The following is a 22,326-nucleotide window of genomic DNA, read 5'->3' as shown; positions in this document are numbered from 1 at the left end:
AGCCCCTCCGAGCGCCCGTGAGCACCATGACCACCTCGACGCCGAGCGCCGCCCGGGTCGCGAACGTCCCGCGCGGAAATGGCCGCCGCGGCGCCTGGCGTGCGATCGGCACCGCGGCGATCGCCGTCGCCGCCGTGCTGGTGCTGTGGACCCTGCTGACCAGCGTCACCGGCTTCATCTCGCCGGCCCGATTCCCGACGCCGCCCGAGGTGTGGGGCGCGGCGAAGCAGATCGTCATCGAGGGCTACAGCAACGCGCGCTGGCACGAACACGTGCTGCGCAGCGTGCTGCTCGTGACGGCGGGCTTCGCCGTCGCCTCGTCGGTCGGCGTCGTGCTCGGCCTGGCGATGGGCGCGAGCCGCGCCGTCGAGGCCTTCGTCAACCCGATCTTCCTGCTGCTGCGCCCGATCCCGCCGCTGGCGTGGATTCCGCTGGCGATCGTCTGGCTGGGCCTCGGTGATGCGGCCAAGATCATGGTGATCTTCGTCGCCGCCTTCGTGCCCTCGGTGATCAACAGCTTCACCGGCGTGCGTCAGATCGAGCGGCCGATCTTCGAGGCCAGCGCCATGCTGGCGGTCAGCGGCTGGCGCTACTGGCGCGAGGTGCTGATCCCCGGGGCGCTGCCGAGCATCTTCACCGGGCTGCGCCTGTCGCTGCAGGCCTCGTGGACGACGCTGGTGGCGGCCGAACTGGTCGGTGCCGTCGCCGGGCTCGGGCAGATCCTCAACCAGGGCGCGCAGGACATCTACCCGGCGATGATCCTCGTCGGCATGGCCAGCGTCGCGCTGGCCGGCTGGGCGATGACGCAGGGCCTGGGCTGGATCGAGCGGCGCGTGATGCCGTGGCGGAGCAACCCGTGATCGCACCGCCACTGCCCGCCGCCCGCTTCTGGCGCCTGAGCGCGGCCGGCGCGCTGAGCTTCCTCGGCGTGTGGTCGGCAGCCGCGCTGGCCGGCCTGACCTCGCGCGAGTTCCTGCCGGCGCCGTGGGACGTTCTCGCGCGCTTCGCGCAGCTGCTCGCGCAGCCCTTCGCCGGCCATGTGCTGCTCGAGCACCTGCTGTCCAGCCTGCAGCGTTTTGCCATGGGTTTCGTGCTGGCCGTCGTGGTCGGCATTCCGCTCGGCCTGCTGATGGCGTGGTTCCGCTGGGTCGACCGCATCGTCACGCCGGCGTTCGAGGCGGTGCGCTTCGTCGCACCGATCGCCTGGGTGCCGTTCGCGGCGCTGTGGTTCGGCACCGGCATTGGCGGGCCGGTGCTGATCATCTTCATGGGCGCGTTCCCGCCCGTGCTCATCAACACCTACCGCGGCGCGAAGCAGGTCGACCGCAAGTACATCGAGGCCTCGCAGATGCTGGGTGCGAGCGCGCTGCGCGGCATGACCGAGGTGCTGCTGCCGGCGGCCGTGCCGTCGATCGTCGCCGGCCTGCGCATCTCGGCCGGGCTGGGCTGGCAGTCGCTGGTGGGAGCGGAACTGATCGTGGCCTCCAGCGGCGTCGGCTACCTGATGGTCAAGGGCCAGGCGGCGGTGTCCACCGCCACCGTCATGAGCGGCATGGTGGCGATCGGCGCGGTCGGTCTGCTGATCGACGTGGCGCTGCGCCGCGTGCAGCTGGTGATCGAGAAGCGCCGCGGACTCTGAAGGAGAAGTCGTCGATGGCAGGCATCGTGTTCGAAGGCGTGCAGCGGGTGTTCCACCAGAACGGCCGCGATTTCGTGGCCCTGCAGGACATCAACCTGCAGGTGCAGGACCGCGAGTTCGTCGCCATCGTCGGGCCCTCGGGCTGTGGCAAGACCACCTGCATGCGCATGGCCGCCGGCCTGGAGCATCCCACCGGCGGGCAGGTGAGCGTCGGCAGCGAGGTCGTGCGCCGGCCCGGCCCGGACCGCGCGGTGGTGTTCCAGCAGTTCGCGCTGTTTCCTTGGAAGACGGTGTGGGACAACATCGAGTTCGGCCTCAAGTCGATCGCCGTGCCGCCGGCCGAGCGCAAGCGGCGCATCGAGCAGTACATCGAGCTGATGGGCCTGGGCGGCTACGAGCACGCCTACCCGCACCAGCTGTCCGGCGGCATGCAGCAGCGCGTGGCGATCGCCCGAGCCTACGTGCTCGACCCGCAGGTGCTGCTGATGGACGAGCCCTTCGGCGCGCTGGACGCGCAGACCCGCGTGGTCATGCAGGAGGAACTGGTGCGGCTGGCGCGCAAGAACCCGCGCACGGTGCTGTTCATCACCCACGCCGTCGAGGAGGCGGTGTACCTGGCCGACCGCATCGTCGTGATGTCGCGCCGGCCCGGCACCATCCGCGAGGTCATCGACGTGAAGACGATCCGCGAGCGCGAGGACTGGGACCAGCACAAGCGCATCGAGGACGTGATGGACCTGCCGTCCTTCGTCCACCTGCGCACCCACGTCTGGAAGCTGCTGCGCGACCAGCTGGGCGACGACGTCCACTGATTTCCCGGCACCTGCCATCCCGACAACCCACCGCGACAACACGGAGACACGCCATGCACAAGACCCTTCGCCTCGCCCTCGCTGCCGCCGGCTTCGCCGTGGCAGGTGCCGCTCATGCGCAGGCGCTCACCGAGATCAAGGTCAGCTACCAGCCCGCGCTGTACTGGGCGCTGCCGTTCTACGCCGCCACCGAGAAGGGCTGGTGGGCCGAGGTCGGCCTCAAGCCGGTGTTCAGCACCTTCCCCGCCGGCGTGCCGCAGATCGCCGCCTCGGCAAGCAAGAGCTGGGACGTCGGAGGCACCGGCTCGGTGCCCGCGGTGCTCGGCCATGTGCGCTTCGGCATCAAGACGATCGGCGTCACCAACGACGAGTCGGCCGGCAACGCGCTGCTCGCCCGCAAGGACGTGGCCGACAAGTTCGCCAAGGACCCGGCCTCGATCAAGGGGCAGACCATCGTGCTGACGGCCAACTCCACCGGTGACTACGCCGTGCAGTCGTGCCTGAAGAAATGGGGCATCGCCAAGGGCGACGTGACGATCAAGAACATGGGTCAGGCCGAGATCATCTCGGCGATGTCGTCCAGCAATGCCGACCTCGGCGGCCTGTGGGCGCCGAACATCTACACGCTCGAGGAGAAGGCCGGCGCCAGGGTGCTGTGCTCGGGCAAGGAAGGCGGCGCCATCGTGCCGGGGGCATTGATCGCGCGCGGCGACTATGCCGAGCAGAACCCGGAGAACGTGGCCAAGTTCCTGGCCGTCTACCTGCGCGCCTGGAAGTGGCTCAACGCGAACCAGACCGAGGCGATCGCGATGATGAAGAAGTTCTACGAGCAGGGCGGGGTGACGATCAGCGAGGCGTCGATGCGCAAGGAGTTCGACACCCGGCCGACCTTCGATCTCGCCGGCCAGCTCTCGCGCATGGACCGCAGCCGCGGCAGTTCCGAGATGGATGTCTGGTTCAACGAGATCGCCACCTTCATGCGCGGCACCGGAGCGATCCAGAGCGTGCCGCAGGCCTCCGAGTACGTGACCGACGCCTTCATGAAGCGCGTGCAGGCCGACCCCAAGCTGCGCGAGTTCGCCAACAAGGCCCAGTGAGGGCGGAGACGGGGCGGGCGGTGGCTTCGGCCGCCGAGCCGCCGCAGGCCGTGTAATCGATTTCAACGACCGAGACCACCATGACCATCACCACCCTCAAGAAGGCCGCGAAGACGCCGGAGACCGAAACCGCCACCGCGCAGAAGGTGGTGACCGAGATGCTCGCCGAAATCGCCGCCAACGGCGAGGCCGCGGTGCGCGCCTACGCCAGGAAGCTCGACGGCTGGGAGGGCGACATCGTGCTCAGCCGCGCCGAGATCGACCGCCGCGCCGCCGAGGTGCCGGCACAGGTGCGCCGCGACATCGACTTCGCCATCCGCCAGGTCAGCGACTTCGCGCATGCGCAACGCCGCTCGCTCAGCGAGTTCAGCGTCGAACTGCACCCCGGCGTGGTGGCGGGGCAGCGCGTGCTGCCGGTCAACGTGGCGGGCTGCTACGCGCCGGCCGGTCGCTATGCGCACATCGCCTCGGCCTACATGGGAGTGGCCACGGCGAAGGCGGCGGGCGTGAAGACCATCGTTGCCTGCTCGGGGCCGTTCCGCGGCGGGCCCATGCATCCATACCTGCTGTACGCCTTCGACCGCGCCGGCGCCGACGTGATCATGACGCTCGGCGGCGTGCAGGCGATCGCCACCATGGCCGACGGCCTGTTCACCGGCAAGCCGGCGGACGTGATCGTCGGGCCGGGCAACAAGTTCGTCGCCGAGGCCAAGCGCACGCTGTTCGGCAAGGTGGGCATCGACGTGTTCGCCGGGCCGTCCGAGGTGGCGGTGATCGCCGACGACTCGGCCGACCCGGCCATCGTCGCCAGCGACCTCGTCGGCCAGGCCGAGCACGGCCACGAGTCGCCGGCCTGGCTGTTCACCACCTCGCGCGAGCTGGCCGACGAGGTGATGCAGCGCGTGCCGGCGCTGATCGAGAAGCTGCCCCCGACGGCGCGCGACGCCGCGGGCGCGGCCTGGCGCGACTACGGCGAGGTGATCGTGTGCGACAGCCGCGAGGAGGTCATCGAGGTGTCGGACCGCTACGCGAGCGAGCACCTCGAGGTGCATGCACGCGAGCTGAACTGGTGGCTCGAGCACCTGACCTGCTACGGCTCGCTGTTCCTCGGCGAGGAGACCACGGTGGCCTACGGCGACAAGGCCAGCGGGCCGAACCACGTGCTGCCCACCAAGGGCGCGGCGCGCTACTCGGGCGGCCTGTCGGTGCACAAGTTCATGAAGACGCTGACCTGGCAGCGCATGACGCGCGAGGCGGCGCGCGACATCGGCGAGGTCACGGCGCGCATCTCGCGGCTGGAGGGCATGGAGGCGCATGCGCGTACGGCCGATGATCGCCTCGCCAAGTACTACCCGGCGCAGACCTTCGCGCTCGGCGAGCCGGTGCAGGTATGAAGCGTGCGCAGCTCGCCCGCCTGTTCGACCTGACGGGCCGGCGTGCGCTGATCACGGGCGGCAATTCGGGCATCGGCGAGGCGATGGCCCAGGCGCTGGGCCTGGCCGGTGCGCGCGTGCTGCTGGTGGCGCGCCGCGACGCCGAACTGGAAGCGGCGGCGGCGCGGCTGCGCGGCGACGGCATCGACGCGCAATGGTGCGTGGCCGACCTCGCCGACACCGACGCCACGCAGGCCGTGGCGCGCGCTGCCGAGCAGCGCCTGGGCGGCGTGGACATCCTCGTCAACGCCGCCGGCGTGAACCTGCGCGAACCCTTCGCCGGGGTGACACCGGCCTCGTGGAAGCTGCAGCTGGCGCTGCACCTGGAGGCGCCGTTCTTCCTCACGCAAGCGCTTGCGCCGGGCATGAAGGCGCGCGGCTGGGGGCGCATCCTGAACATCGCCTCGCTGCAGTCGTACCGCGCCTTCGCGCGCAGCGCGCCCTACGGTGCAGCGAAGGGCGGGGTGGTGCAGCTCACGCGGGCGATCGCGCAGGAGTGGTCGCCGCACGGCATCACCTGCAACGCGATCGGCCCGGGCTTCTTCCCGACCGCGCTGACCGCGCCGGTGTTCGCCGACGCCGAACTGGCCGCGCGCAACGCCGCCCAGACCTGCATCGGCCGCAACGGCGCGCTCGACGATCTGGCGGGCGCCACCGTGTTCCTGTGCAGCGATGCCAGCGCCTATGTCACCGGCCAGACCCTGATGGTCGACGGCGGCTTCACCGCGCGCTGACGGAGCGTCGTCCGTGTCACCGCATTCATCCGATCACCCCGTGCGACAGGCGTCGTGCGACACAGCCACCACGAAGGAGACGAGACCATGAGCTTCCGCACCTGGCCGGCACGACTTGCCGCACTCTGCACGTTCGCCATGACGGCCACCGCCGCGCAGGCGCAGGCCTTCCCGTCCAAGCCTATCACCCTGGTCGTGCCGTTCCCCGCCGGAGGGGCGCTCGACGCCGTGGCCCGGCCGATGGCCGAGGGCATGCGCAAGGTCCTCGGGCAGACGGTGATCGTGGAGAACGTGCCGGGAGCCGGCGGAACCGTCGGCACCGGCAACGTGGCCCGGGCCGCGCCGGACGGCTACACGATCCTGCTCGGATCGGTCGCCACGCACGCCATCGCCGCCGGCATCTACCCCAAGCTCAGCTACGACCCGCTGGCCAACTTCGCGCCGATCACCCAGCTCACGCGCGGCCCGCTCGTGCTGGCCGCCGCGCCGCAGTTCAAGGCGGGCAGCGTGAGCGAGCTGTTGGCTGCCGCCAAGGCCAGCCCCGGCACGATCAACTATGCGTCGACCGGCAACGGCACGGCGCTCCACGTGGCCGGCGAACTCTTCAAGTCGGCCGCGGGCATCAACGTGCAGCACGTTCCGTACCGCGGCGGCGGCCAGGCGATGACCGCCCTCATGGCTGGCGAGGTCTCCTACATCATCGGCAACACGCAGCTGGTCATGCCGCTGATCAGCGGCGGCAAGATCAAGGGCCTGGCGGTGACCGGCGAAAGGCGGCTGGCGGCGTTGCCCGACCTGCCCACGCTGGCGGAAGCCGGCACGCCCGGCGTGGACGTCGTGACCTGGTTCGGCCTGTTCGCCCCCGCCGGAACGCCGGCGGACATCGTCGAGCAGCTCAATGGCGCGGCCACGGCGGCGCTGAAAAGCGAGGCCGTCCAGCGCTCGCTGGCGACGATGGGCGACGAGCCGGTGGGCAGCTCGGTGGCGGACTTCGCGAGCTTCGTGCGAGCCGAGCACCAGCGCTGGGTGCAGATCACCCGCAGCGCCGGCATCAAGGTCGAGTGATCCGAGCGCCGGAGGCTCCGCATGTCGCGTCCCAACATCCTGGTCATCCAGGCAGACCAGCTCACGGCCAAGGTGCTGCCGATGTACGGCAAGCCCATGGTCATCACGCCGAACCTGAGCCGCCTGGCCGAGCGAGGCGTCACCTTCGTCAATGCCTACTGCAACAACCCGGTGTGCGCGCCGTCTCGCGCCTCGATGCTGACGGGGCGCATGTCGTCGGCGATCGGTGCGTATGACAACGCCGGCGAGTTCCCGTCGGCCACCCCGACGATCGCGCACTACCTGCGGCGCCAGGGCTACCGCACCTGCCTGTCGGGGAAGATGCACTTCATCGGCGCCGACCAACTGCATGGCTTCGAAGAACGGGTGACGACCGACATCTATCCCTCCGACTATGGCTGGACCGCGGACTGGACGAAGACGGACGAGCCGTACTCACCGTCCCGGATGAGCCTGCGCTCGATCGTCGAGGCAGGGCTGTGCGAGCGCAACCTCCAGATCGACTATGACGAGCACGTGGCCTACCACGCCGAGCAGTGGCTGTTCGATTGGGCGCGCGACACCGACCGGCGGCCCTTCCTGCTGTGGGCGTCGTTCACGCATCCGCACAACCCGTTCATCACGACGAAGACGTTCTGGGATCTGTACGACCACGCGCAGATCGACCTGCCGCGCGTGCCGTTCATCCCGTTCGACCAGCGCGACCCGTGGTCGCAGCGTTATGCGCTGACGATCCGCGCCGACGAGCACGACATCTCGGAGGAACAGGTCCGCACGGCGCGCCATGCCTACTACGCGATGACCTCCTACTTCGATTCGCTGGTCGGCCGGCTGCTCAGCGTGCTGGACCGGATCGGCCAGACGGAGCAGACGGTCGTGTTCGTCATCGCCGACCACGGCGAGATGATGGGCGAGCGGGGCTCGTGGTTCAAGTTCCAGCCCTTCGAATGGTCGGTGCGCGTGCCGATGATCGCGAGCGGCCCGGGCGTGAAGCGCGGCCACCGGGAGGAGAAGGCCGTTTCGCTGCTCGACCTGCTGCCGACCTTCAACGACCTGGCCAGCGACGGTCGGGGCGTGGACCCGATCGATCCACTGGACGGCGCCAGCCTGGCGGGCATGCTCGGCGGGGACAACTCGTCCCGGGAGGACACGACGCGGATCGAGTTCCTCGGCGAAGGCGTCTACGCGCCGGCGTGCATCCTGCTGCGCGACGGCTTCAAGTACGTCCACTGCCGCAACGATCCGCCGATGCTGTTCGACCTGAAGAACGACCCCGACGAACTCGTCAACCTCGCGGGCGTGGCGGCGCATGCCGCCGTCGAGCAGGGGATGCATGCCGAAGTGCACGCGCGCTGGGACTACGCCGGCATCGAGCGCGATGTGCTGGAGTCGCAGCGGCGCCGGCTGTTCGCCCAGGAGGCGCTGCTGCAGGGCCAGTGGACCGCATGGGATTTCCAGCCCGCGAACGATGCCTCGCGGCAGTTCGTGCGCGGCGCGGTCGATCCGAATACCACCGCGACGAAGGCCAAGCGGCGCTTCCCGTTCGTGCCGGCCGTGCCGCCGGACCATCCGCGCCGGCGCTGAGGCCCGCCCCATGGCGACCGCGATGCCCGGCCTCGACGCGTTCTGGATGCCGTTCACGCCGAACCGGCAGTTCAAGGCGCAGCCGCGGCTGGTGGTCTCCGCCGAAGGCGTGGCCTATCGCACCGCCGATGGCCGCGAGGTGCTCGACGGCACCTCGGGGCTGTGGTGCGTCGGCGCCGGCCATCGCCATCCGCGCATCGCCGAGGCGATGAAGCGGCAGATCGACACGCTGGACTTCGCCTCGAACTTCCAGGTCGGCCACCCCGGCGCATTCGCGCTGGCCGAGCGGCTGGCCGCCGTCGCGCCGCCGGGGCTGGACCGCGTATTCCTCACCAACAGCGGCTCTGAGGCCTGCGACACCGCGCTGAAGGTCGCGCTGGCCTACTGGCGCGCGCGCGGCGAAGGGCAGCGCAACCTGTTCGTCGGCCGCGAGCGCGGCTTCCACGGCGTCGGCTTCGGCGGCATCTCGGTGGGCGGCATGACGAACAACCGCCGCGCCTTCGGCACCAGCCTGCTGCGCAGCGACCACCTGCGCGCCACCTGGGATCCCGCGACGCAGGCGTTCGTGCGCGGCCAGCCGCCCACCGGCGCCGAGATGGCCGATGAACTCGAGACGCGCATCGTGCCGCTGCACGACGCCTCGGCGATCGCCGCGGTGGTGGTCGAGCCCGTGGCCGGCTCGACCGGCGTGGTGGTGCCGCCGCGCGGCTACCTGCAGCGCCTGCGCGAGATCTGCGACCGCCATGGCCTGCTGCTCGTCTTTGACGAGGTGATCACCGGGTTCGGCCGCCTGGGCGCGATGTTCGCGGCGCAGGCCTTCGGTGTCGTGCCCGACATGATCGTGTTCGCCAAGACGGTGACCAACGGCGCCGCCCCGATGGGCGGCGTGCTGGTGCGCCGCGAGATCCACGACACGCTGATGCAGGGACCGCCGCACTTGGCCGAGCTGATGCACGGCTACACCTGCTCGGGCCATCCGCTGGCCAGCGCCGCGGCGCTGGCGATGCTGGAGGTGATCGAGTCGGAGGCGCTGTGCGAGCGCGCCGCGGCGCTCGCGCCGCACTTCGAGAGTGCCGTGCACGCGCTGGCCGACGCGCCCGGCGTGGTCGCCATCCGCAACATCGGCCTGGCCGCAGGCGTCGAGCTCACCCCGGTGCCGGGGGCCCCCGGCCGGCGTGGAGCCGCGGCGCAGGCCGCCGCGTTCGACCACGGTGTGCTGACGCGCGCACCCGGCGACACGCTGGTGCTCGCCCCGCCGTTCGTTTCCACGCCCGCGCAGGTCGACCGGATGGTCGACGGGCTGCGCGCGGCAATCGCTGCCACTGCATCCCTTTTGGAGCCCCTGTCATGAAGGCCCTCGTCTACACCGCACCGAACGAAACCCAGTTGCGCGAGCTGCCGATGCCCGAGCTGGTCCCGGGCGAGGTGGTGCTGCAGATCGAGGCCGTGGGCATCTGCGGCTCCGATATGCACGCCTGGCACGGCCACGACCCGCGCCGCAAGCCTGGTCTGGTGCTGGGCCACGAGTTCGTCGGCCGCATCGCGAGCAGCGCCGCATCCGGCTTCGAGGCCGGCACGCGCTGGACGGGCAACCCGCTGATCACCTGCGGCACCTGCGAGTACTGCGTGCAGGGCCGCAACAACCTGTGCGCAAACCGCACGATGGTCGGGATGACACGCGCAGGGGCCTTCGCCGAGTACATGAGCATCCCGGCCGCCTCGCTGATCGCGATGCCGCAGGACCTGCCGGCGCGCGCCGCCGCGCTGACCGAGCCGGCCGCCACCGCGTGGCACGCGGTCAACCTGGTGATGCGCGCGCTGGTGAGGCCAGTGCACGAATGCCGCGTGCTGGTGATCGGCGGCGGCGCGATCGGCATGCTCTCGGCGCTGCTGCTGCGCCACCTGGGCGCGGCACAGGTGACGCTGGCCGAGCTCAACCCCCTGCGCCGCGAGGCCGTGGCCCGGCACGCCGGCGCCGCGACGGTGGACCCACGCGAGACGCCGCTGCCCGAATCCTCGTTCGACGTGGTGATCGACGCCGTGGGCGCGAAGGCCACGCGCAATCAGTCCATGGCCGCGGTCAAGCCGGGCGGCGTGTTGATGCACGTGGGCCTGCAGGACTGGGCCAGCGAGATCGACATGCGCAAGCTCACGCTGGCCGAGGTCACGCTGCTGGGCACCTACACCTACACCACGGCCGATCTGCGCGCCACGGTGGCCGCGCTGGCGCGGGGTGCCTTCGGCGACCTCACCTGGGTGGATGAGCGGCCGCTCGCCGAGGGTGCGCAGGCCTTCATCGACCTCGACCAGGGGCGCTGCGCGTCGGCGAAAGTGCTGCTGCGGCCCTGATCGGTTCCTTCTGCTGGCTGGTGAGTAGGGTGGCGGTGGACGCGGTGATCGCGCGACACGCCAGGCAACCGGCCGGCAGCTGGTGCTACCGGCTGCGACCGGGCCTGCCGCCGAGACCTGGCTCCATCCGATCACGTACACGCAGGCGTCGGACTGCGCCCAGTCACGCTCCAGCTGCGTGCGCACGGCCGCCGGGCCGATACGCTTCTCGTCGACACCGGTACCGAACAGCCCGATGTCGGCATCGGGCGCGACCTACACCATCGCCGCGTCCACGCGGCGCTCGGCACAGGCGACCAGGAAGGCGTTCACGAAGGCTCTCGTGGGTGGTCTCCTTGGCCAGTGTGATTGATGATCGAGTGGGAGTGACCCGCCCGCGTCAGCCCCCCTTCACCTCAATGCGCCGCGGCTGCGCATGCTCGGCCTTCGGGATGCGCACGCGCAGCACGCCCTGGGCGAGCTCGGCGCCGATCTTGCCGGCGTCGAGTTCCTTGCTGAGCGTGAAGCTGCGGCGGTAGCGCGAGCGCTGCACCTCGGCGTGGCTGGCCTGCATGTCCTGCGGCACCGGCAGCGACAACTCGCCCTCGATGCTCAGGGTGTCGGCTTCGACCTGCAGCTTCAGCATCTCGCGGCTCACGCCGGGCATGTCGGCGTACAGCGTGATGCCGGTCTCGTCCTCGACCACGTCCACCGGAGGGCGCAGCACGGCCTCCTCGCGCGCGGCGGCAGTCGTCTCGGCAGTCTTCTGAACGGCAGTGGTGTTCATGGAGTCACTCCTCGTTGTCTGGGCCTGGGTTCATTGCACCTGGATGCGGCGCGGCTGCGCGGCTTCCCGGCGCTTGACGCTGATGTGCAGCACGCCGTCGCGGCATTCGGCCTGGACGGCGCCGGTGTCGCTGTCCTCGGGCAGGCTGATGACGCGACGGAAGCGACCGTCGAAGCGCTCGTTGGCGTGCAACGTCGTCTTGGTGTCGCCCTGCGCGGTGACCGGCGCGCGCTCCCCACTGATGGTCAGCACGCCGCGGTCCAGCGTGACGTCGATGCGCGCCGGGTCGATGCCGGGCACGAAGGCATAGATTTCCGTCGACCCGGGCGCATGGCCCACGTTGACGGCCGGGAAGCCGCCGGTCGAGCCGCGGATGCTCGGCGAGGCCAGATCGAAGGCCTGCGTCAGTTGGCGCTGCAGGCGGTCCATTTCGGCGAACAGGTCGCTCGAGAAGAGGCTGCGGTACATGGTGCGGATCTCCTTCGCTCCTTGGGTTGAGACGGAGGCAGCGACCCGACAGGGTGCATGCCCCGACGCTCTAAGATGTAAGAGTCGCCGCCGCGCTTTTCAAGGCCCGCTTGAAGTCCGCGCGGGCGAGCCCACATCGAACGGCGGAGAGTCACGCAGCGTGGAATACAAGGACTACTACCAGGTGCTGGGCGTCCCGCGCGACGCCACCGCCGACGACATCAAGAAGGCCTACCGCAGGCTGGCACGCAAGTTCCACCCCGACGTCAGCAAGGAGCCCGACGCGGCGGCGCGCATGAGCGATGTCAATGAGGCGAACGCGGTGCTGTCCGACCCGCAGCGGCGTGCCGCCTACGACGCCATCGGTCAGGGTCGGCGGCCGGGCGAGCGCTTCACGCCACCGCCGGACTGGGATGCCGGCTTCGAGTTCTCGGGCGAAGGCTTCGAGGACATGGAGGCCGCCCAGTTCAGCGACTTCTTCGCCGAGTTGTTCGGTCGCATGGGCCACGGCGCGCGGCGGCACGCGCGGGGGGCGCCGCACGGGCAGGGTGCGGCGGGCTTCAGCGCACCGGGCGAGAACCACCACGCCAAGATCGTGCTCGACATCGAGGATGCCTGGCGCGGCGCGGTGCGCCAGTTCACCTTGCGTGCGCCGCGACTCGACGGGCAGGGCCGCGTGACGCTGGCGCAGCGCACGCTGGAGGTGAAGATCCCGGCCGGCGTCAGGTCCGGCCAGGTGATCCGGCTGGCCGGGCAGGGCGGGCCGGGACTCGGCACCGGCGCGCCCGGGGACCTGCTGCTCGAGGTTCACTTCAAGCCTCACTCACGCTTCCGTGTCGACGGCGCCGACCTGATCACCGAACTGCCGCTGGCGCCATGGGAAGCGGCATTGGGCGCGGTGGTGCCGGTCGCCCTGCCCGACGACAGCATCCTGAAAGTGCGCGTGCCTGCCGGCGCGCAGAGCGGCCAGAGCCTGACCGTGCGCGGCAAGGGTCTGCCGGCGCGCACCCCGGGCGACCTGGAGCTGAGACTGCGCGTGCTGCTGCCCAGTGCCTACGACCCGCGGGCCAGGCAGCTCTACGAGCGCATGGCTGCCGAACTCGGCGACTTCGATGCCCGCAAGGTGGCTGCCGCCGAGGCCGGGCGCGGCAGCGAGGAGGAGAAGCGATGACGTTGTCGCTGCAATCCCTGGACGTCGAGCTCGACGAGTTCTGGCTCGACCGCTTCGAACTGTGCCGGCTGGCGGGCGTGTCCGAGCCCTGGCTGCGCGAACGCCTCGCACACGGGCTGCTGACCGTGGCTGCGCGAGGGGCTCACGACGAATGGCGTTTCGACGCGGCCGGCCTGCGCCGCGTGCGGCGGATGGCCTGCCTGGAGCGCGACTTCGACGCCGTGCCCGAGCTGGCGGCACTGGTGGCCGATCTCGAGGACGAACTGGCGGCGCTGCGGGCGCAGCTGCGCCGCGCGGCGCGGGCATGACGCCGGACTGACGTCCGCGCCGGCCGCAGGCTCGCGTGGGCGCGCGCGGATCGTGCGCGTCAGGCCGAGTGGCCGCTACGCGGGGCGAAACCGGGTCGACCGCCCAGCCCGCGCAAGGCGAGCAGGAAGGTGGCGGCGTTCCAGCTCTGGCCGGCCATGCCCATCGGCTTCAGCGTGCGCCCGTGGAACCACTCGGTGAAGCGCCAGCCGTCCAGCGCATTGACCTCGGCCAGCCTCGTCAGGGCGTCGCGCGCGTCGTCCTCCAGGCCCAGCAGGGACAGCGCCATCACCCAGAACCCGCCGACGAAGGGCCACAGGCCACCGTTGTGGTACTGGTGCGGCTCGTTCTGCTGGTGTCGCGCCATGTACGGGCGCCACAACTCGTGGTCGCGTGACAGCGGGTGCAGCGTCACGCGGATCGGGTAGGGGACCGCGCAGCCCGCCGCCTGCAGCGTCTTGACGATGCGATGACCGGCCGCCTCGTCGGCCAGCCCGTACAGGATGGCCAGCAGGTTGCCGAACACGTCCCCTTCGGCGCCGAAGCTGGCGAAGTTCACGAAGCTCAGGTACAGGCCCGGATCGCGCTGCCCGCGCCGCACGTAGTGCTGCAGCAGCCTGGCGCGGTGGTACTCGGGCAGGTCGCGCGCAAAGGGATGGAACAGGTGATTGAAGTGGTGCCGCGTGGCGTCGGCCTCGGGCACCGCGAACCGTTGCTTCACCGCGTACCACAAGGCATTGGTGTAGAGCACGTAGCCGGAGCGCGGCATGATGTCCGCCCAGTCGCTGGCCTCGTTCTGCTGCAGCAGCCGCAGGCGCTGGTGTTCCTGGGCCAGCAGCCACGACAAGGCCCGTTCGATCTCGCGCGACCAGCGCGCGGCCAGGCCCGGCAGGGGGCTGGTGCGGCGCACGTGGTCGGCGGCGAGCAGCCACCACAAGGTGGCATCGATGCAGCCGAGGTACCAGAAGTCCGCGTCGCGACCTTCCGGGTCGACGTACTTGGCGATCTGACCGTTGGCCGCCTGCTGGGCGGCCAGCGCGTCCAGGCTGGCCACGGCGCCCCGCTCGAGCGCGTCGACGCCGCTGCCGCACATGGCGAGCACGCAGATCGCCGCATCGCGGCCGAAGATGCGCGTGTAGCGCCGGGCCTCGGCGGCTTCGGTGCGGCTGGCCGCCAGGATGCCCTGTGGCGTGAGGTTGCGCTCCAGCAGCGCCAGCGACTCCTGGCGGCAGCGCGCGATGGGATCATGGACGCGGGACATGTCCCGCATCATCACCCGGCGGCAGAAGCCGTGTCGAGCAGCGCCAGCGGAAAGTCGCGCAGCAGATCCGACAGGCGCAGCCCGGCGGACGCGATGTCGTGCTCCCGGCCGGACAGCGCGTCCTTCAGCCGGGTTCCCGCAGGAAGCCCGTCCTGTCCTGACGCCGTGTCGCCCGCTGGCCACTCGACGACAGTGTCGCCCCAGACCTCGCCCAACGGCGCCTCGCCCACCGCCAGGCCCAGGGAGGCGAACAGTCGCGTGGCGATCACGACGACCCATTGACTTCCATGCCGCCGCGCGAAGGCCACCACGTGCTCGGCACGCACGCCGCTCGCCTTCAGGGGCAGGTAGTCGGCGCCCTGCAGCATCAGCTCGTGCTGGCGGCGCAGCTGCAATGCGATCCAGGTGACGCGGAACTTCGCTTCGCCGTCCTGGACGCGCGCCAGCAGGTCGCGCCACTCGCGCGCCCGCACCGCGGGCTCGATGGCATCGCGGCTCGCCTCGGCACGCGCCAGCAGGGCGCGTCGCCGGGCATGATCGATGAGGCCGCGGTTGTCCGGGTCCATCAGGGTGAGCTCGATCGCCGCATGGCCCTGGTAGAAGTCGGGCACCCCCGGCGACAGGCACTTGATGGCGGCCATCGAGGTGCTGTTGAGCGCGCCGTACCAGGCGAACACCTGCGCCGTCTGCTGCAGGTCGGCCAGGAACAGGTTGCTGTCGCGGCGCTCGAGCAGCGCCTGCACGAAGCCCGACAGCGCCGCCTCGTAGCCCGGGTGCGGATTCATCCAGCTGGTGACGGTCTTGGACTCGCGCGCCGACTTGAGCATTGCCTGCTCGATGCGCCTGGCATAGACGCGGAGCGCCTCGTCGTCCAGCGTGCCCACCGGCAGGCTGCCGACCAGCGTCTGGTAGAGCAGGTACTCGTCGTTGCGGCTGGGCGCGTTCGCGCCGTCCACCGTGCACTTGTGGCGTCGGTTCAGGCGGCTCCAGCGGCGCACCGTCAATCGCCAGGCGCCCGGCATCTCGCTGATGACGTCGATGCGCAGGCGCACGTCCTCGGAGCGCTTCGCGTCATGGGTCGACGTGGCGAGCATGGTGTGCGGCCAGCGCAGCGCACGGTCGCGGCTGGCGGCATGGAAGGCCGACACCGACATGCCGAAGGCATCGGGATCGCCGCCGACATCGTTCACCGAGATCAGCCGGTGATGACGGTACAGCGCGGTGTCTTCGATGCCCTTGGCGGCCACCGGCGAGGTGTACTGCTGCAGCCGGCGCGCGAAGGCGTGGTAGCGCTCGCCCAGGCCGGCCGGTGCGCCGGACAACGGGCGGCCGAGCAGCACGCGGCGCAGGAAGTCGAGCACGCTGGCATCGGCGGCCAGGCAGCGCCGGCGCGCACGGCCGATGGCCCAGCCGATGAACCGCCGGTCCTGTGCGCTCGGCTTGTCGATGATGTAGGTCCGGTAGACGGGGAACGACGCCACCACGTCGGCCAGTGCGCGGCGCAACGAATTGAGCGTGAAGTCCTGCGTGCGCCTGTCCTCGCGCGCCAGGCGCAGCAACGCGGTGGCCAGCACCGTGAGCTCGCCGGCCAGCGGGCCGTCCATGACGGCATGGCGGCAGCGCCACGACAGCGTCTCGAAGTCCTCGGCCTCGTCGCGCACGAAGGCGCGCCAGGCTCGGTCCAGCCGCGACTTGGCCGTGGCGTCGATGAACAGCCCGTTGACGACGTTGGCGAAGCGGTAGCCGGTGGTTCCGTGCACGGCCCAGTCCGTGGGCACCTGCTCGTGCGGCGCGACGATCTTCTCGATCACCACGTACAGCGGCTTCTCCGGCGGTGCGGCGCCGGCCGGCGCCGTCGGCGTCAGCCCCGCCGTCTCGGCATAGCGTCGCTGCAGGCGCAGGAAGTAGCCTGCCGGGTCGGCCAGGCCGTCAGGGTGGTCGATGCGAACGCCGTCGACGGCGCCGCTGGCCGCCAGCGACAGCACGAGCCGGTGCGTCGCCTCGAACACCTCCGGCCGCTCCATGCGGATCGCTGCCAGCTCGTTGATGTCGAAGAACCGCCGGTAGTTGATCTGGTCCGAGGCCACGCGCCACTGCGCGAGGCGGTAGGGCTGCTCGGCAATCAGTTCGTCGAGAGCGTCGAAGCTGCTGCGCGTGCCGACCTCGCCGTTCAGACGCTCCACCAGCGAGGCGATGCGCTGCGCCAGCGCCGGGGTCTGAGTCAGCTGCTTCGCCAACTGCTGCTTGAGAACGGTCTTGTCGCGCTGGCGCTGCCGCATCGCGGCCGCATCGGCGGTGTCGCGGTGCGGCAGACGCTCGAAGTGCTCGATCAGGCCGTTCAGCGAGGCCATGGTGTCGGCTGGCCATGCGGCCGACGGCAGGTCGGCCACGGACTCGCGCAGCAGGCGGCCGTACGAGCTCGGGTCGATGGGCAGGCGGTGCTCGAAGTAGTTCAGCGTGAAGCGCCCCGACTCGGGCGCGAACTGCAGCGTCAGTTCGCCGCGCTCCAGCACGATGCCGTACTGATCGCCCAGCAGGGGCAGCAGCACGCGCCCGGTCAACGCCGGGTCGGCGGAGCGCCAGTCGATGTCGAAGTACTCGGCGTAGGCGGAAGCGCGACCGTTCTCGAGCACGTCCAGCCACCAGGCGTTGTCGCCGCCGAGCACGCCCATGTGGTTGGGCACGAGGTCGATGAGCATGCCCATGCCGCGCAGGTGCAGCGCCTCGACGAGGGCGTCGAACTCCGCGCGCGTGCCGATCTCCGGGTTGATCTCGCCATGATCCACCACGTCGTAGCCGTGCAGGCTGCCGGCCCGCGCGCGCAGGAAGGGCGAGCAGTACAGGTGGCTGATGCCCATCGCCCACAGGTAGGGCACCAGCGCCGTGGCATCCGTGAACCGAAAGCCGGCGTGCAGCTGCACGCGGTAGGTGGCGCGCGGGATGACCGCGTGCAGCGGGGCGGCCCGGCCCTTCGGCGCCGTCACGGCCGCTCCATCGACACGCGCACCGACCACGGCGGCCGCAGCGTCTGCTGCGCACCGGCGTGGCTCTGGTAGATCGGTTCGCCCGGCGGCAAGTCCGGTCCCGTCTCGGCCGCGCCGCTCAGATTGGCGAGCAGGTCGAGGCGGCCGCTTGTCCCGAGCGGCCAGCGCAGCGCGAGCAGGCCGATGCCGATCTCGCGGTACTGGCCGCTGGCCGCACCGGGCAGGTGGGGCACCAGCTTGTCGCGGCGGATGCCGAGCAGCTGCCGGTACAGCGCCAGCCAGCACGCGTGCGCCGGTTGCGCGCGTTCGTCCCAGGCCAGCTTGCTGCGCAGGAAGGTGGCCTCGGCGTTCGGGTCGGGGATGCGGTTGCGCGCGGCCGGATCGTTGAAACGGGCGAAGCGCCCGAATTCGTTGCGGCGCCCCTGCGTGACGGCCGTCGCGAGTTCGCCGCTGAAGTCGCAGAAGTACAGGAACGGGGTCGAGGCTGCATATTCCTCGCCCATGAAGAGCATCGGCGGCGCCGGTGCGAGCAGCACGCAGGCCAGCACGGCGTGCAGCATCTCCTCGCGATGGCCCGCCGCCGCCAGCATGGCCAGCCGGTCGCCGAAGGCGCGGTTGCCGACCTGGTCGTGCGTCTGCAGGAAGTTCACGAAGGCCAGCGGCGGCAGCCCGGTCGAGGGCGTGCCATGCGGCTCGCCGCCCCGGTAGGCCGAGACCTCGCCTTGGAACGCGAAGCCTTCGGCGAGCGCGCGACCCAACAGCGACAGCGGCTGCGCGGCAAAGTCGGCGTAGTAACCGTCGCGCTCACCGCTGACCAGCACATGCAGCGCATGGTGCACGTCGTCGTTCCACTGCGCCGTGGCCAGTCGAGGTTGCCCTTCCGCGTCGCGCGGCAGGCGGCGCGCATCGTTGACGTCGTTCTCCAGCACCAGGTGCACATGGCGATCGCGTCCGGGGCCGGCGCGAACGGCCTGCGCCAGCTCGTCGATGAAGTGCAGCGGCGAGCCGTCGTGCATCGCATGCACCGCGTCGATGCGCAACCCATCGAAGTGGAACTCCTCCAGCCAGTACAGCGCGTTGTGGATGAAGAAGTCGCGCACCGTGCGGCTGCCCGGACCGTCGAAGTTGATCGCCGCGCCCCACGGCGTATGCACCTGCGCATTGAAGAACGGCGGCGCATAGGCATGAAGGTAGTTGCCATCGGGCCCGAAGTGGTTGTAGACGACGTCAAGCAGCACCATCAGGCCGCGCGCGTGGGCGGCTGCAACCAGCCGCTTGAGGTCGTCGGGCGTCCCATAGCTGGCCTCCGGGGCGAAAGGCAGCACGCCGTCGTAGCCCCAGCCGCGGCGCCCCGGGAAGTCGGCCACCGGCATCAGCTCGATGGCCGTCACCCCCAAGGCCACGAGGTCGTCCAGTCGTGCGATGGCGGCGGTGAAGGTGCCCTCCGGCGTGAAGCAGCCGAGGTGCATTTCGTAGATCACCGCCTCGTGCCACGGCCGGCCGCGCCAGCCCTCGTCGGGCCAGTCGAAGGCCAGCGGATCGGTCAGTGCGCTCGCGGCGTGCACATCGTCGGGGTTGCTGCGCGAGGCCGGGTCGGGCACGGTCAGCCCACCGTCGATGCGGAAGGCGTAGCGCATCCCGGTCGCCGCCTGCGCCAGCGAGGTCTCGTACCAGCCGCCGTCACGGGCCTGCATGGGGCATTCGGCCCCATCGGCCAGCAGGTCGACGCGTTGCGCGCCAGGCGCCCACAGGCGAAAGCGCGCGCCGCCATCGGACAGCCGCAGCGCGCCGAACGGCATCTCGTGCCGGCGCCTCATGCCTGCTCCTCGCGGGGGAAGCGGATCAGCGCGAGTGCGCGGCCGGCCAGCGTGAAGGGCTCGGCCGGACGGAAAGCCGTTCCGGGCAACGCGTTGTCGCTGCGCGAGGTGTCGACCAGCAGTTCCCCCTGGGGCAAGCCCAGTTCGGAAGGCAGGCTGAAGATCACGCCTTCGGCGGCGGCGTTGAACAGCAGCACGAAGCTGTCGTCGCGCACCGGCCGGCCGCGCGCGTCGACGTCGCCCCGCCCCTCGCCGGACAGGAAGACGGCCAGTGCACGCGCGAAGTCCTGCTGCCAGGCTTCGGCGCTCATCTCGGTGCCGTCCGGCTGCAGCCACACGATGTCTCGCACTTCCGAGCCGTGCAACGGCCGGTCCTGGAAGAAGTCGCGGCGGCGGAACACCGGGTGCGCTGCGCGCAGGGCGATCAGCCGTCGCGTGAAGGCCTGCAGCGAGCGCCGGGCTTCGCTCGGCGTCCAGTCGACCCAGCTGATGTCGTTGTCCTGGCAGTAGGCGTTGTTGTTGCCCTGCTGGCTGCGCCCGCACTCGTCGCCGGCGAGGATCATCGGCACGCCCTGCGACAGCAGCAGCGTGGCGAGGAAGTTGCGCTGCTGTCGGGCGCGCAGCGCCAGCACCTCGGCGTCGTCGGTCGGGCCTTCGGCGCCGCAGTTCCACGACAGGTTGTGGTTGTGGCCGTCACGGTTGTCCTCGCCGTTGGCGTCGTTGTGCTTGTCGTTGTACGAGACCAGGTCCGCCAGCGTGAAGCCGTCGTGCGCCGCGATGAAGTTGATGCTGGCGTAGGGCCTGCGGCTGCTGCGGTTGTACAGGTCGCTGGAGCCGGTCAGCCGCTGGGCGAACTCGCCGATCAGGCCGCCGTCGCCCTTCCAGTAGGCGCGCATGGTGTCGCGGTACTTGTCGTTCCACTCGGTCCAGCCGGCCGGGAAGTTTCCGACCTGGTAGCCGCCGGTGCCCAGGTCCCAGGGCTCGGCGATGAGCTTGACCTGCGAGAGCACCGGGTCCTGCCGCAGCACGTCGAAGAAGGCGCTGAGCCGGTCGACCTCGAACAGCTCGCGCGCCAGCGCCGACGCGAGGTCGAAGCGGAAACCGTCGACGTGCATCTCGTTGACCCAGTAGCGCAGCGAGTCCATGAGCATCTGCAGCACGCGCGGGTGCTGCATGTTCAGCGTGTTGCCGCAGCCCGTGAAGTCCTGGTAGTGGCGCGGCGCATCCGGCACCAGCCGGTAGTACGAGGTGTTGTCGATGCCGCGGAACGACAGCGTCGGGCCGAGCTCGCTGCCCTCGGCGGTGTGGTTGTAGACCACGTCGAGGATGACTTCGATGCCGGCCGCGTGCAGCGTGCGCACCATGGTCTTGAACTCGTTGATCTTTCCCGATGCGCTGTAGCGGTGATCGGGCGCAAAGTAGCCGATCGTGTTGTAGCCCCAGTAGTTGCGCTGGCCGCGCTCCACCAGGTGGCGGTCGTCGACGAAGGCATGCACGGGCATCAGCTCGATCGTCGTCACGCCCAGACGCTTCAGGTGGTCGATGACCGGCGCGCAGCTCAGTCCGGCGTAGGTGCCGCGCAGCGGCTCGGGGACGCCGGGATGGCGCATCGTCAGTCCGCGCACGTGCGCCTCGTAGATCACCGTCTCGTGCCAGGGCACGGCGGGGCGGCGGTCGTCGCCCCAGCTGAAGGCGGTTTCCACGACCTTGCAGCGCGGCATGTACGGTGCGCTGTCGCGGCGATCGAACGACAGGTCGCGTTCGGCATGGCCGATGCGATAACCGAACAGCGCGTCGTGCCAGCGCGGGTTGCCGATGATGTTGCGCGCGTACGGATCGAGCAGCAGCTTGTGGCCGTTGAAGCGCTGGCCGTGGCGCGGTTGGTACGGTCCATAGACGCGGTAGGCGTAGAGCAGCCCGGGCCGCGCCTGCGGCAGATAGCCGTGGAACACCTGGTCGGTCTGCTCGGGCAGCCGGACGCGTTGCAGTTCATGCCGGCCGGTCGCGTCGAACAGGCACAGCTCGACCCGCTCGGCATGTTCCGAGAACAGCGCGAAATTGACGCCCAGCCCGTCCCAGGTGGCGCCACGCGGCCAGGGCCGACCGGGCCAGACGGCGTCGATGCGGCCGTGAGCCACGCTCATCGGCCGTCCTGCTTGTCGGCGGTGTCGCGTGGGAACCATCGCTCGATGAGCAGCGCCGCGCGATCGCGCGCGCCGAGTCCGAGCGCCAGGGCACCGGCGAATACCACGCCGGCGAGGAGAATGAGGAAGGTCTGCTGGATGAGTCCGCCGCCGATGTCCAGGTGGTCGATCGACAGCAGCACGACGAAGGTCATGATGCCGTACTGCGCCAGCCTCGCGAGCAGGTCGCCGTCGCTGATCTCGACGCGCTTGCAGTAGCCGCGCACCGCGCCGGCCACGAAGCGCGCGAAGTAGCTGCCGAAGATCACCACCAGCAGCGCCACCAGCAGGCGCGGCAGGAACAGCACGATCTTGCCCAGCAGCTCGGTCACCTGCGACAGTCCCAGGCTGTTGGACGCCACGATCAGCGAGGCGAGGAGCACCAGCGCATAGGCGATCCACCCGAACAGCTCGGTGGTGTCCTTCTCGGTGCCACCCTGCTGCAGGAAGCCGTCGATGCCGGCGCGCTCGGTGAGGACGTGGAAGTTCAGCGCGCGAAGCGCCTTCACGACGCTGTAGCGGAAGGCCTTGGCCAGCAGCCAGCCCAGCAGCAGCAGCCCCAGTGCGATGGCCAGCCGCGGCAGGAAGGCGCCGATCTGCGCGAGCAGGGCGCGCACGGGTTCGAGCAAGACGTCGAGGTTCTGCATGGTGTCTCCT

At 70.4% G+C, this 22,326-nt stretch carries 19 protein-coding genes; 12 read left to right on the top strand and 7 right to left on the bottom strand.

Annotated elements, in window-relative coordinates:
• The first annotated feature begins 26 nt into the window (after positions 1–26).
• The 10 genes from Q0599_RS12040 to Q0599_RS11995 all read left to right on the top strand — a co-directional run bounded on the left by Q0599_RS12040 (position 27) and on the right by Q0599_RS11995 (position 10,713).
• A complete protein-coding gene (locus tag Q0599_RS12040; protein ID WP_298830447.1) occupies positions 27–860 on the top strand; it encodes an ABC transporter permease in 834 nt (277 codons plus the stop codon).
• Positions 857–1,639 (top strand): ABC transporter permease, encoded by a 783-nt coding sequence (locus tag Q0599_RS12035; protein WP_298829751.1) that lies wholly within the window; start codon positions 857–859, stop codon positions 1,637–1,639. Before Q0599_RS12040 ends, Q0599_RS12035 begins: the two co-directional genes overlap by 4 nt.
• Before the next feature lie 14 nt (positions 1,640–1,653).
• Positions 1,654–2,451 (top strand): ABC transporter ATP-binding protein, encoded by a 798-nt coding sequence (locus tag Q0599_RS12030; protein ID WP_298829749.1) that lies wholly within the window; start codon positions 1,654–1,656, stop codon positions 2,449–2,451.
• A gap of 53 nt (positions 2,452–2,504) precedes the next feature.
• Positions 2,505–3,548: an ABC transporter substrate-binding protein gene (locus Q0599_RS12025; protein ID WP_298829746.1), complete on the top strand. Its 1,044-nt coding sequence runs from the start codon at positions 2,505–2,507 to the stop codon at positions 3,546–3,548.
• Between the two features lie 80 nt (positions 3,549–3,628).
• Complete coding sequence (gene hisD, locus Q0599_RS12020; RefSeq protein ID WP_298829745.1) at positions 3,629–4,942, top strand: histidinol dehydrogenase; 1,314 nt, start codon at positions 3,629–3,631, stop codon at positions 4,940–4,942.
• A complete protein-coding gene (locus Q0599_RS12015; protein WP_298829743.1) occupies positions 4,939–5,715 on the top strand; it encodes an SDR family oxidoreductase in 777 nt (258 codons plus the stop codon). The genes hisD and Q0599_RS12015 overlap by 4 nt, the downstream gene beginning before the upstream one ends.
• Positions 5,716–5,802: 87 nt before the next feature.
• Positions 5,803–6,780 carry a tripartite tricarboxylate transporter substrate binding protein gene (locus Q0599_RS12010; protein WP_298829741.1) on the top strand — a complete coding sequence of 326 codons (978 nt, stop codon included), beginning with the start codon at positions 5,803–5,805 and terminating at the stop codon, positions 6,778–6,780.
• A 21-nt stretch (positions 6,781–6,801) separates the two neighbouring features.
• On the top strand, positions 6,802–8,364 hold the full coding sequence (gene betC, locus Q0599_RS12005; RefSeq protein WP_298829739.1) for a choline-sulfatase: 1,563 nt from the start codon (positions 6,802–6,804) through the stop codon (positions 8,362–8,364).
• A 10-nt stretch (positions 8,365–8,374) separates the two neighbouring features.
• Positions 8,375–9,715: an aspartate aminotransferase family protein gene (locus Q0599_RS12000; RefSeq protein ID WP_298829737.1), complete on the top strand. Its 1,341-nt coding sequence runs from the start codon at positions 8,375–8,377 to the stop codon at positions 9,713–9,715.
• Positions 9,712–10,713 (top strand): alcohol dehydrogenase catalytic domain-containing protein, encoded by a 1,002-nt coding sequence (locus Q0599_RS11995; protein ID WP_298829735.1) that lies wholly within the window; start codon positions 9,712–9,714, stop codon positions 10,711–10,713. Before Q0599_RS12000 ends, Q0599_RS11995 begins: the two co-directional genes overlap by 4 nt.
• 379 nt (positions 10,714–11,092) lie before the next feature.
• Here Q0599_RS11995 and Q0599_RS11990 read toward each other — a convergent pair whose 3' ends face one another.
• Together Q0599_RS11990 and Q0599_RS11985 are read right to left on the bottom strand one after the other, a co-directional pair.
• Entirely contained in the window at positions 11,093–11,479 is a 387-nt protein-coding gene (locus Q0599_RS11990) for an Hsp20/alpha crystallin family protein (RefSeq protein ID WP_298829734.1), read from the bottom strand.
• Positions 11,480–11,509: 30 nt separating this feature from the next.
• Positions 11,510–11,947 (bottom strand): Hsp20/alpha crystallin family protein, encoded by a 438-nt coding sequence (locus tag Q0599_RS11985; RefSeq protein WP_298829732.1) that lies wholly within the window; start codon positions 11,945–11,947, stop codon positions 11,510–11,512.
• A gap of 160 nt (positions 11,948–12,107) precedes the next feature.
• Here Q0599_RS11985 and Q0599_RS11980 point away from each other — a divergent pair, with 160 nt between their 5' ends.
• Complete coding sequence (locus tag Q0599_RS11980; protein ID WP_298829730.1) at positions 12,108–13,118, top strand: DnaJ C-terminal domain-containing protein; 1,011 nt, start codon at positions 12,108–12,110, stop codon at positions 13,116–13,118.
• Positions 13,115–13,426: a chaperone modulator CbpM gene (locus Q0599_RS11975; protein WP_367180936.1), complete on the top strand. Its 312-nt coding sequence runs from the start codon at positions 13,115–13,117 to the stop codon at positions 13,424–13,426. The genes Q0599_RS11980 and Q0599_RS11975 overlap by 4 nt, the downstream gene beginning before the upstream one ends.
• Positions 13,427–13,485: 59 nt before the next feature.
• On the opposite strand, the gene Q0599_RS11970 is transcribed toward Q0599_RS11975, so the two are convergent.
• Genes Q0599_RS11970 through Q0599_RS11950 form a run of 5 tightly spaced genes read right to left on the bottom strand, consistent with a single transcriptional unit; the run spans position 13,486 to position 22,316 of the window.
• On the bottom strand, positions 13,486–14,685 hold the full coding sequence (locus Q0599_RS11970) for a glycoside hydrolase 100 family protein (protein WP_298829728.1): 1,200 nt from the start codon (positions 14,683–14,685) through the stop codon (positions 13,486–13,488).
• Between the two features lie 11 nt (positions 14,686–14,696).
• Complete coding sequence (treY, locus tag Q0599_RS11965; RefSeq protein WP_298829726.1) at positions 14,697–17,669, bottom strand: malto-oligosyltrehalose synthase; 2,973 nt, start codon at positions 17,667–17,669, stop codon at positions 14,697–14,699.
• On the bottom strand, positions 17,666–19,486 hold the full coding sequence (treZ, locus tag Q0599_RS11960; protein WP_298829724.1) for a malto-oligosyltrehalose trehalohydrolase: 1,821 nt from the start codon (positions 19,484–19,486) through the stop codon (positions 17,666–17,668). The genes treY and treZ overlap by 4 nt, the downstream gene beginning before the upstream one ends.
• Positions 19,483–21,630: a glycogen debranching protein GlgX gene (glgX, locus tag Q0599_RS11955; protein WP_298829722.1), complete on the bottom strand. Its 2,148-nt coding sequence runs from the start codon at positions 21,628–21,630 to the stop codon at positions 19,483–19,485. Before glgX ends, treZ begins: the two co-directional genes overlap by 4 nt.
• Positions 21,627–22,316, bottom strand: a complete 690-nt coding sequence (locus tag Q0599_RS11950; RefSeq protein ID WP_298829720.1) for a hypothetical protein — start codon at positions 22,314–22,316, stop codon at positions 21,627–21,629. The genes glgX and Q0599_RS11950 overlap by 4 nt, the downstream gene beginning before the upstream one ends.
• Positions 22,317–22,326 lie beyond the last annotated feature (10 nt).

Source organism: uncultured Piscinibacter sp. (genome assembly GCF_937952055.1).
In the GTDB taxonomy this organism is placed as follows: Bacteria; Pseudomonadota; Gammaproteobacteria; order Burkholderiales; family Burkholderiaceae_C; genus Piscinibacter.
The sequence above is the reverse complement of the archived record's forward strand: the minus strand, read 5'-3'. Positions and strand labels throughout refer to the sequence as shown.

Excerpts from the sequence above, each read along its gene's own strand:
- Q0599_RS12040 (WP_298830447.1), top strand. The coding sequence starts at position 27 with ATGACCACCTCGACGCCGAGCGCCGCCCGGGTCGCGAACGTCCCGCGC.
- Q0599_RS12030 (WP_298829749.1), top strand. The coding sequence starts at position 1,654 with ATGGCAGGCATCGTGTTCGAAGGCGTGCAGCGGGTGTTCCACCAGAAC.
- Q0599_RS12025 (WP_298829746.1), top strand. The coding sequence starts at position 2,505 with ATGCACAAGACCCTTCGCCTCGCCCTCGCTGCCGCCGGCTTCGCCGTG.
- hisD (WP_298829745.1), top strand. The coding sequence starts at position 3,629 with ATGACCATCACCACCCTCAAGAAGGCCGCGAAGACGCCGGAGACCGAA.
- Q0599_RS12015 (WP_298829743.1), top strand. The coding sequence starts at position 4,939 with ATGAAGCGTGCGCAGCTCGCCCGCCTGTTCGACCTGACGGGCCGGCGT.
- Q0599_RS12010 (WP_298829741.1), top strand. The coding sequence starts at position 5,803 with ATGAGCTTCCGCACCTGGCCGGCACGACTTGCCGCACTCTGCACGTTC.
- betC (WP_298829739.1), top strand. The coding sequence starts at position 6,802 with ATGTCGCGTCCCAACATCCTGGTCATCCAGGCAGACCAGCTCACGGCC.
- Q0599_RS12000 (WP_298829737.1), top strand. The coding sequence starts at position 8,375 with ATGGCGACCGCGATGCCCGGCCTCGACGCGTTCTGGATGCCGTTCACG.
- Q0599_RS11995 (WP_298829735.1), top strand. The coding sequence starts at position 9,712 with ATGAAGGCCCTCGTCTACACCGCACCGAACGAAACCCAGTTGCGCGAG.
- Q0599_RS11990 (WP_298829734.1), bottom strand. The coding sequence starts at position 11,479 with ATGAACACCACTGCCGTTCAGAAGACTGCCGAGACGACTGCCGCCGCG.
- Q0599_RS11985 (WP_298829732.1), bottom strand. The coding sequence starts at position 11,947 with ATGTACCGCAGCCTCTTCTCGAGCGACCTGTTCGCCGAAATGGACCGC.
- Q0599_RS11975 (WP_367180936.1), top strand. The coding sequence starts at position 13,115 with ATGACGTTGTCGCTGCAATCCCTGGACGTCGAGCTCGACGAGTTCTGG.
- Q0599_RS11970 (WP_298829728.1), bottom strand. The coding sequence starts at position 14,685 with ATGTCCCGCGTCCATGATCCCATCGCGCGCTGCCGCCAGGAGTCGCTG.
- treZ (WP_298829724.1), bottom strand. The coding sequence starts at position 19,486 with ATGAGGCGCCGGCACGAGATGCCGTTCGGCGCGCTGCGGCTGTCCGAT.
- glgX (WP_298829722.1), bottom strand. The coding sequence starts at position 21,630 with ATGAGCGTGGCTCACGGCCGCATCGACGCCGTCTGGCCCGGTCGGCCC.
- Q0599_RS11950 (WP_298829720.1), bottom strand. The coding sequence starts at position 22,316 with ATGCAGAACCTCGACGTCTTGCTCGAACCCGTGCGCGCCCTGCTCGCG.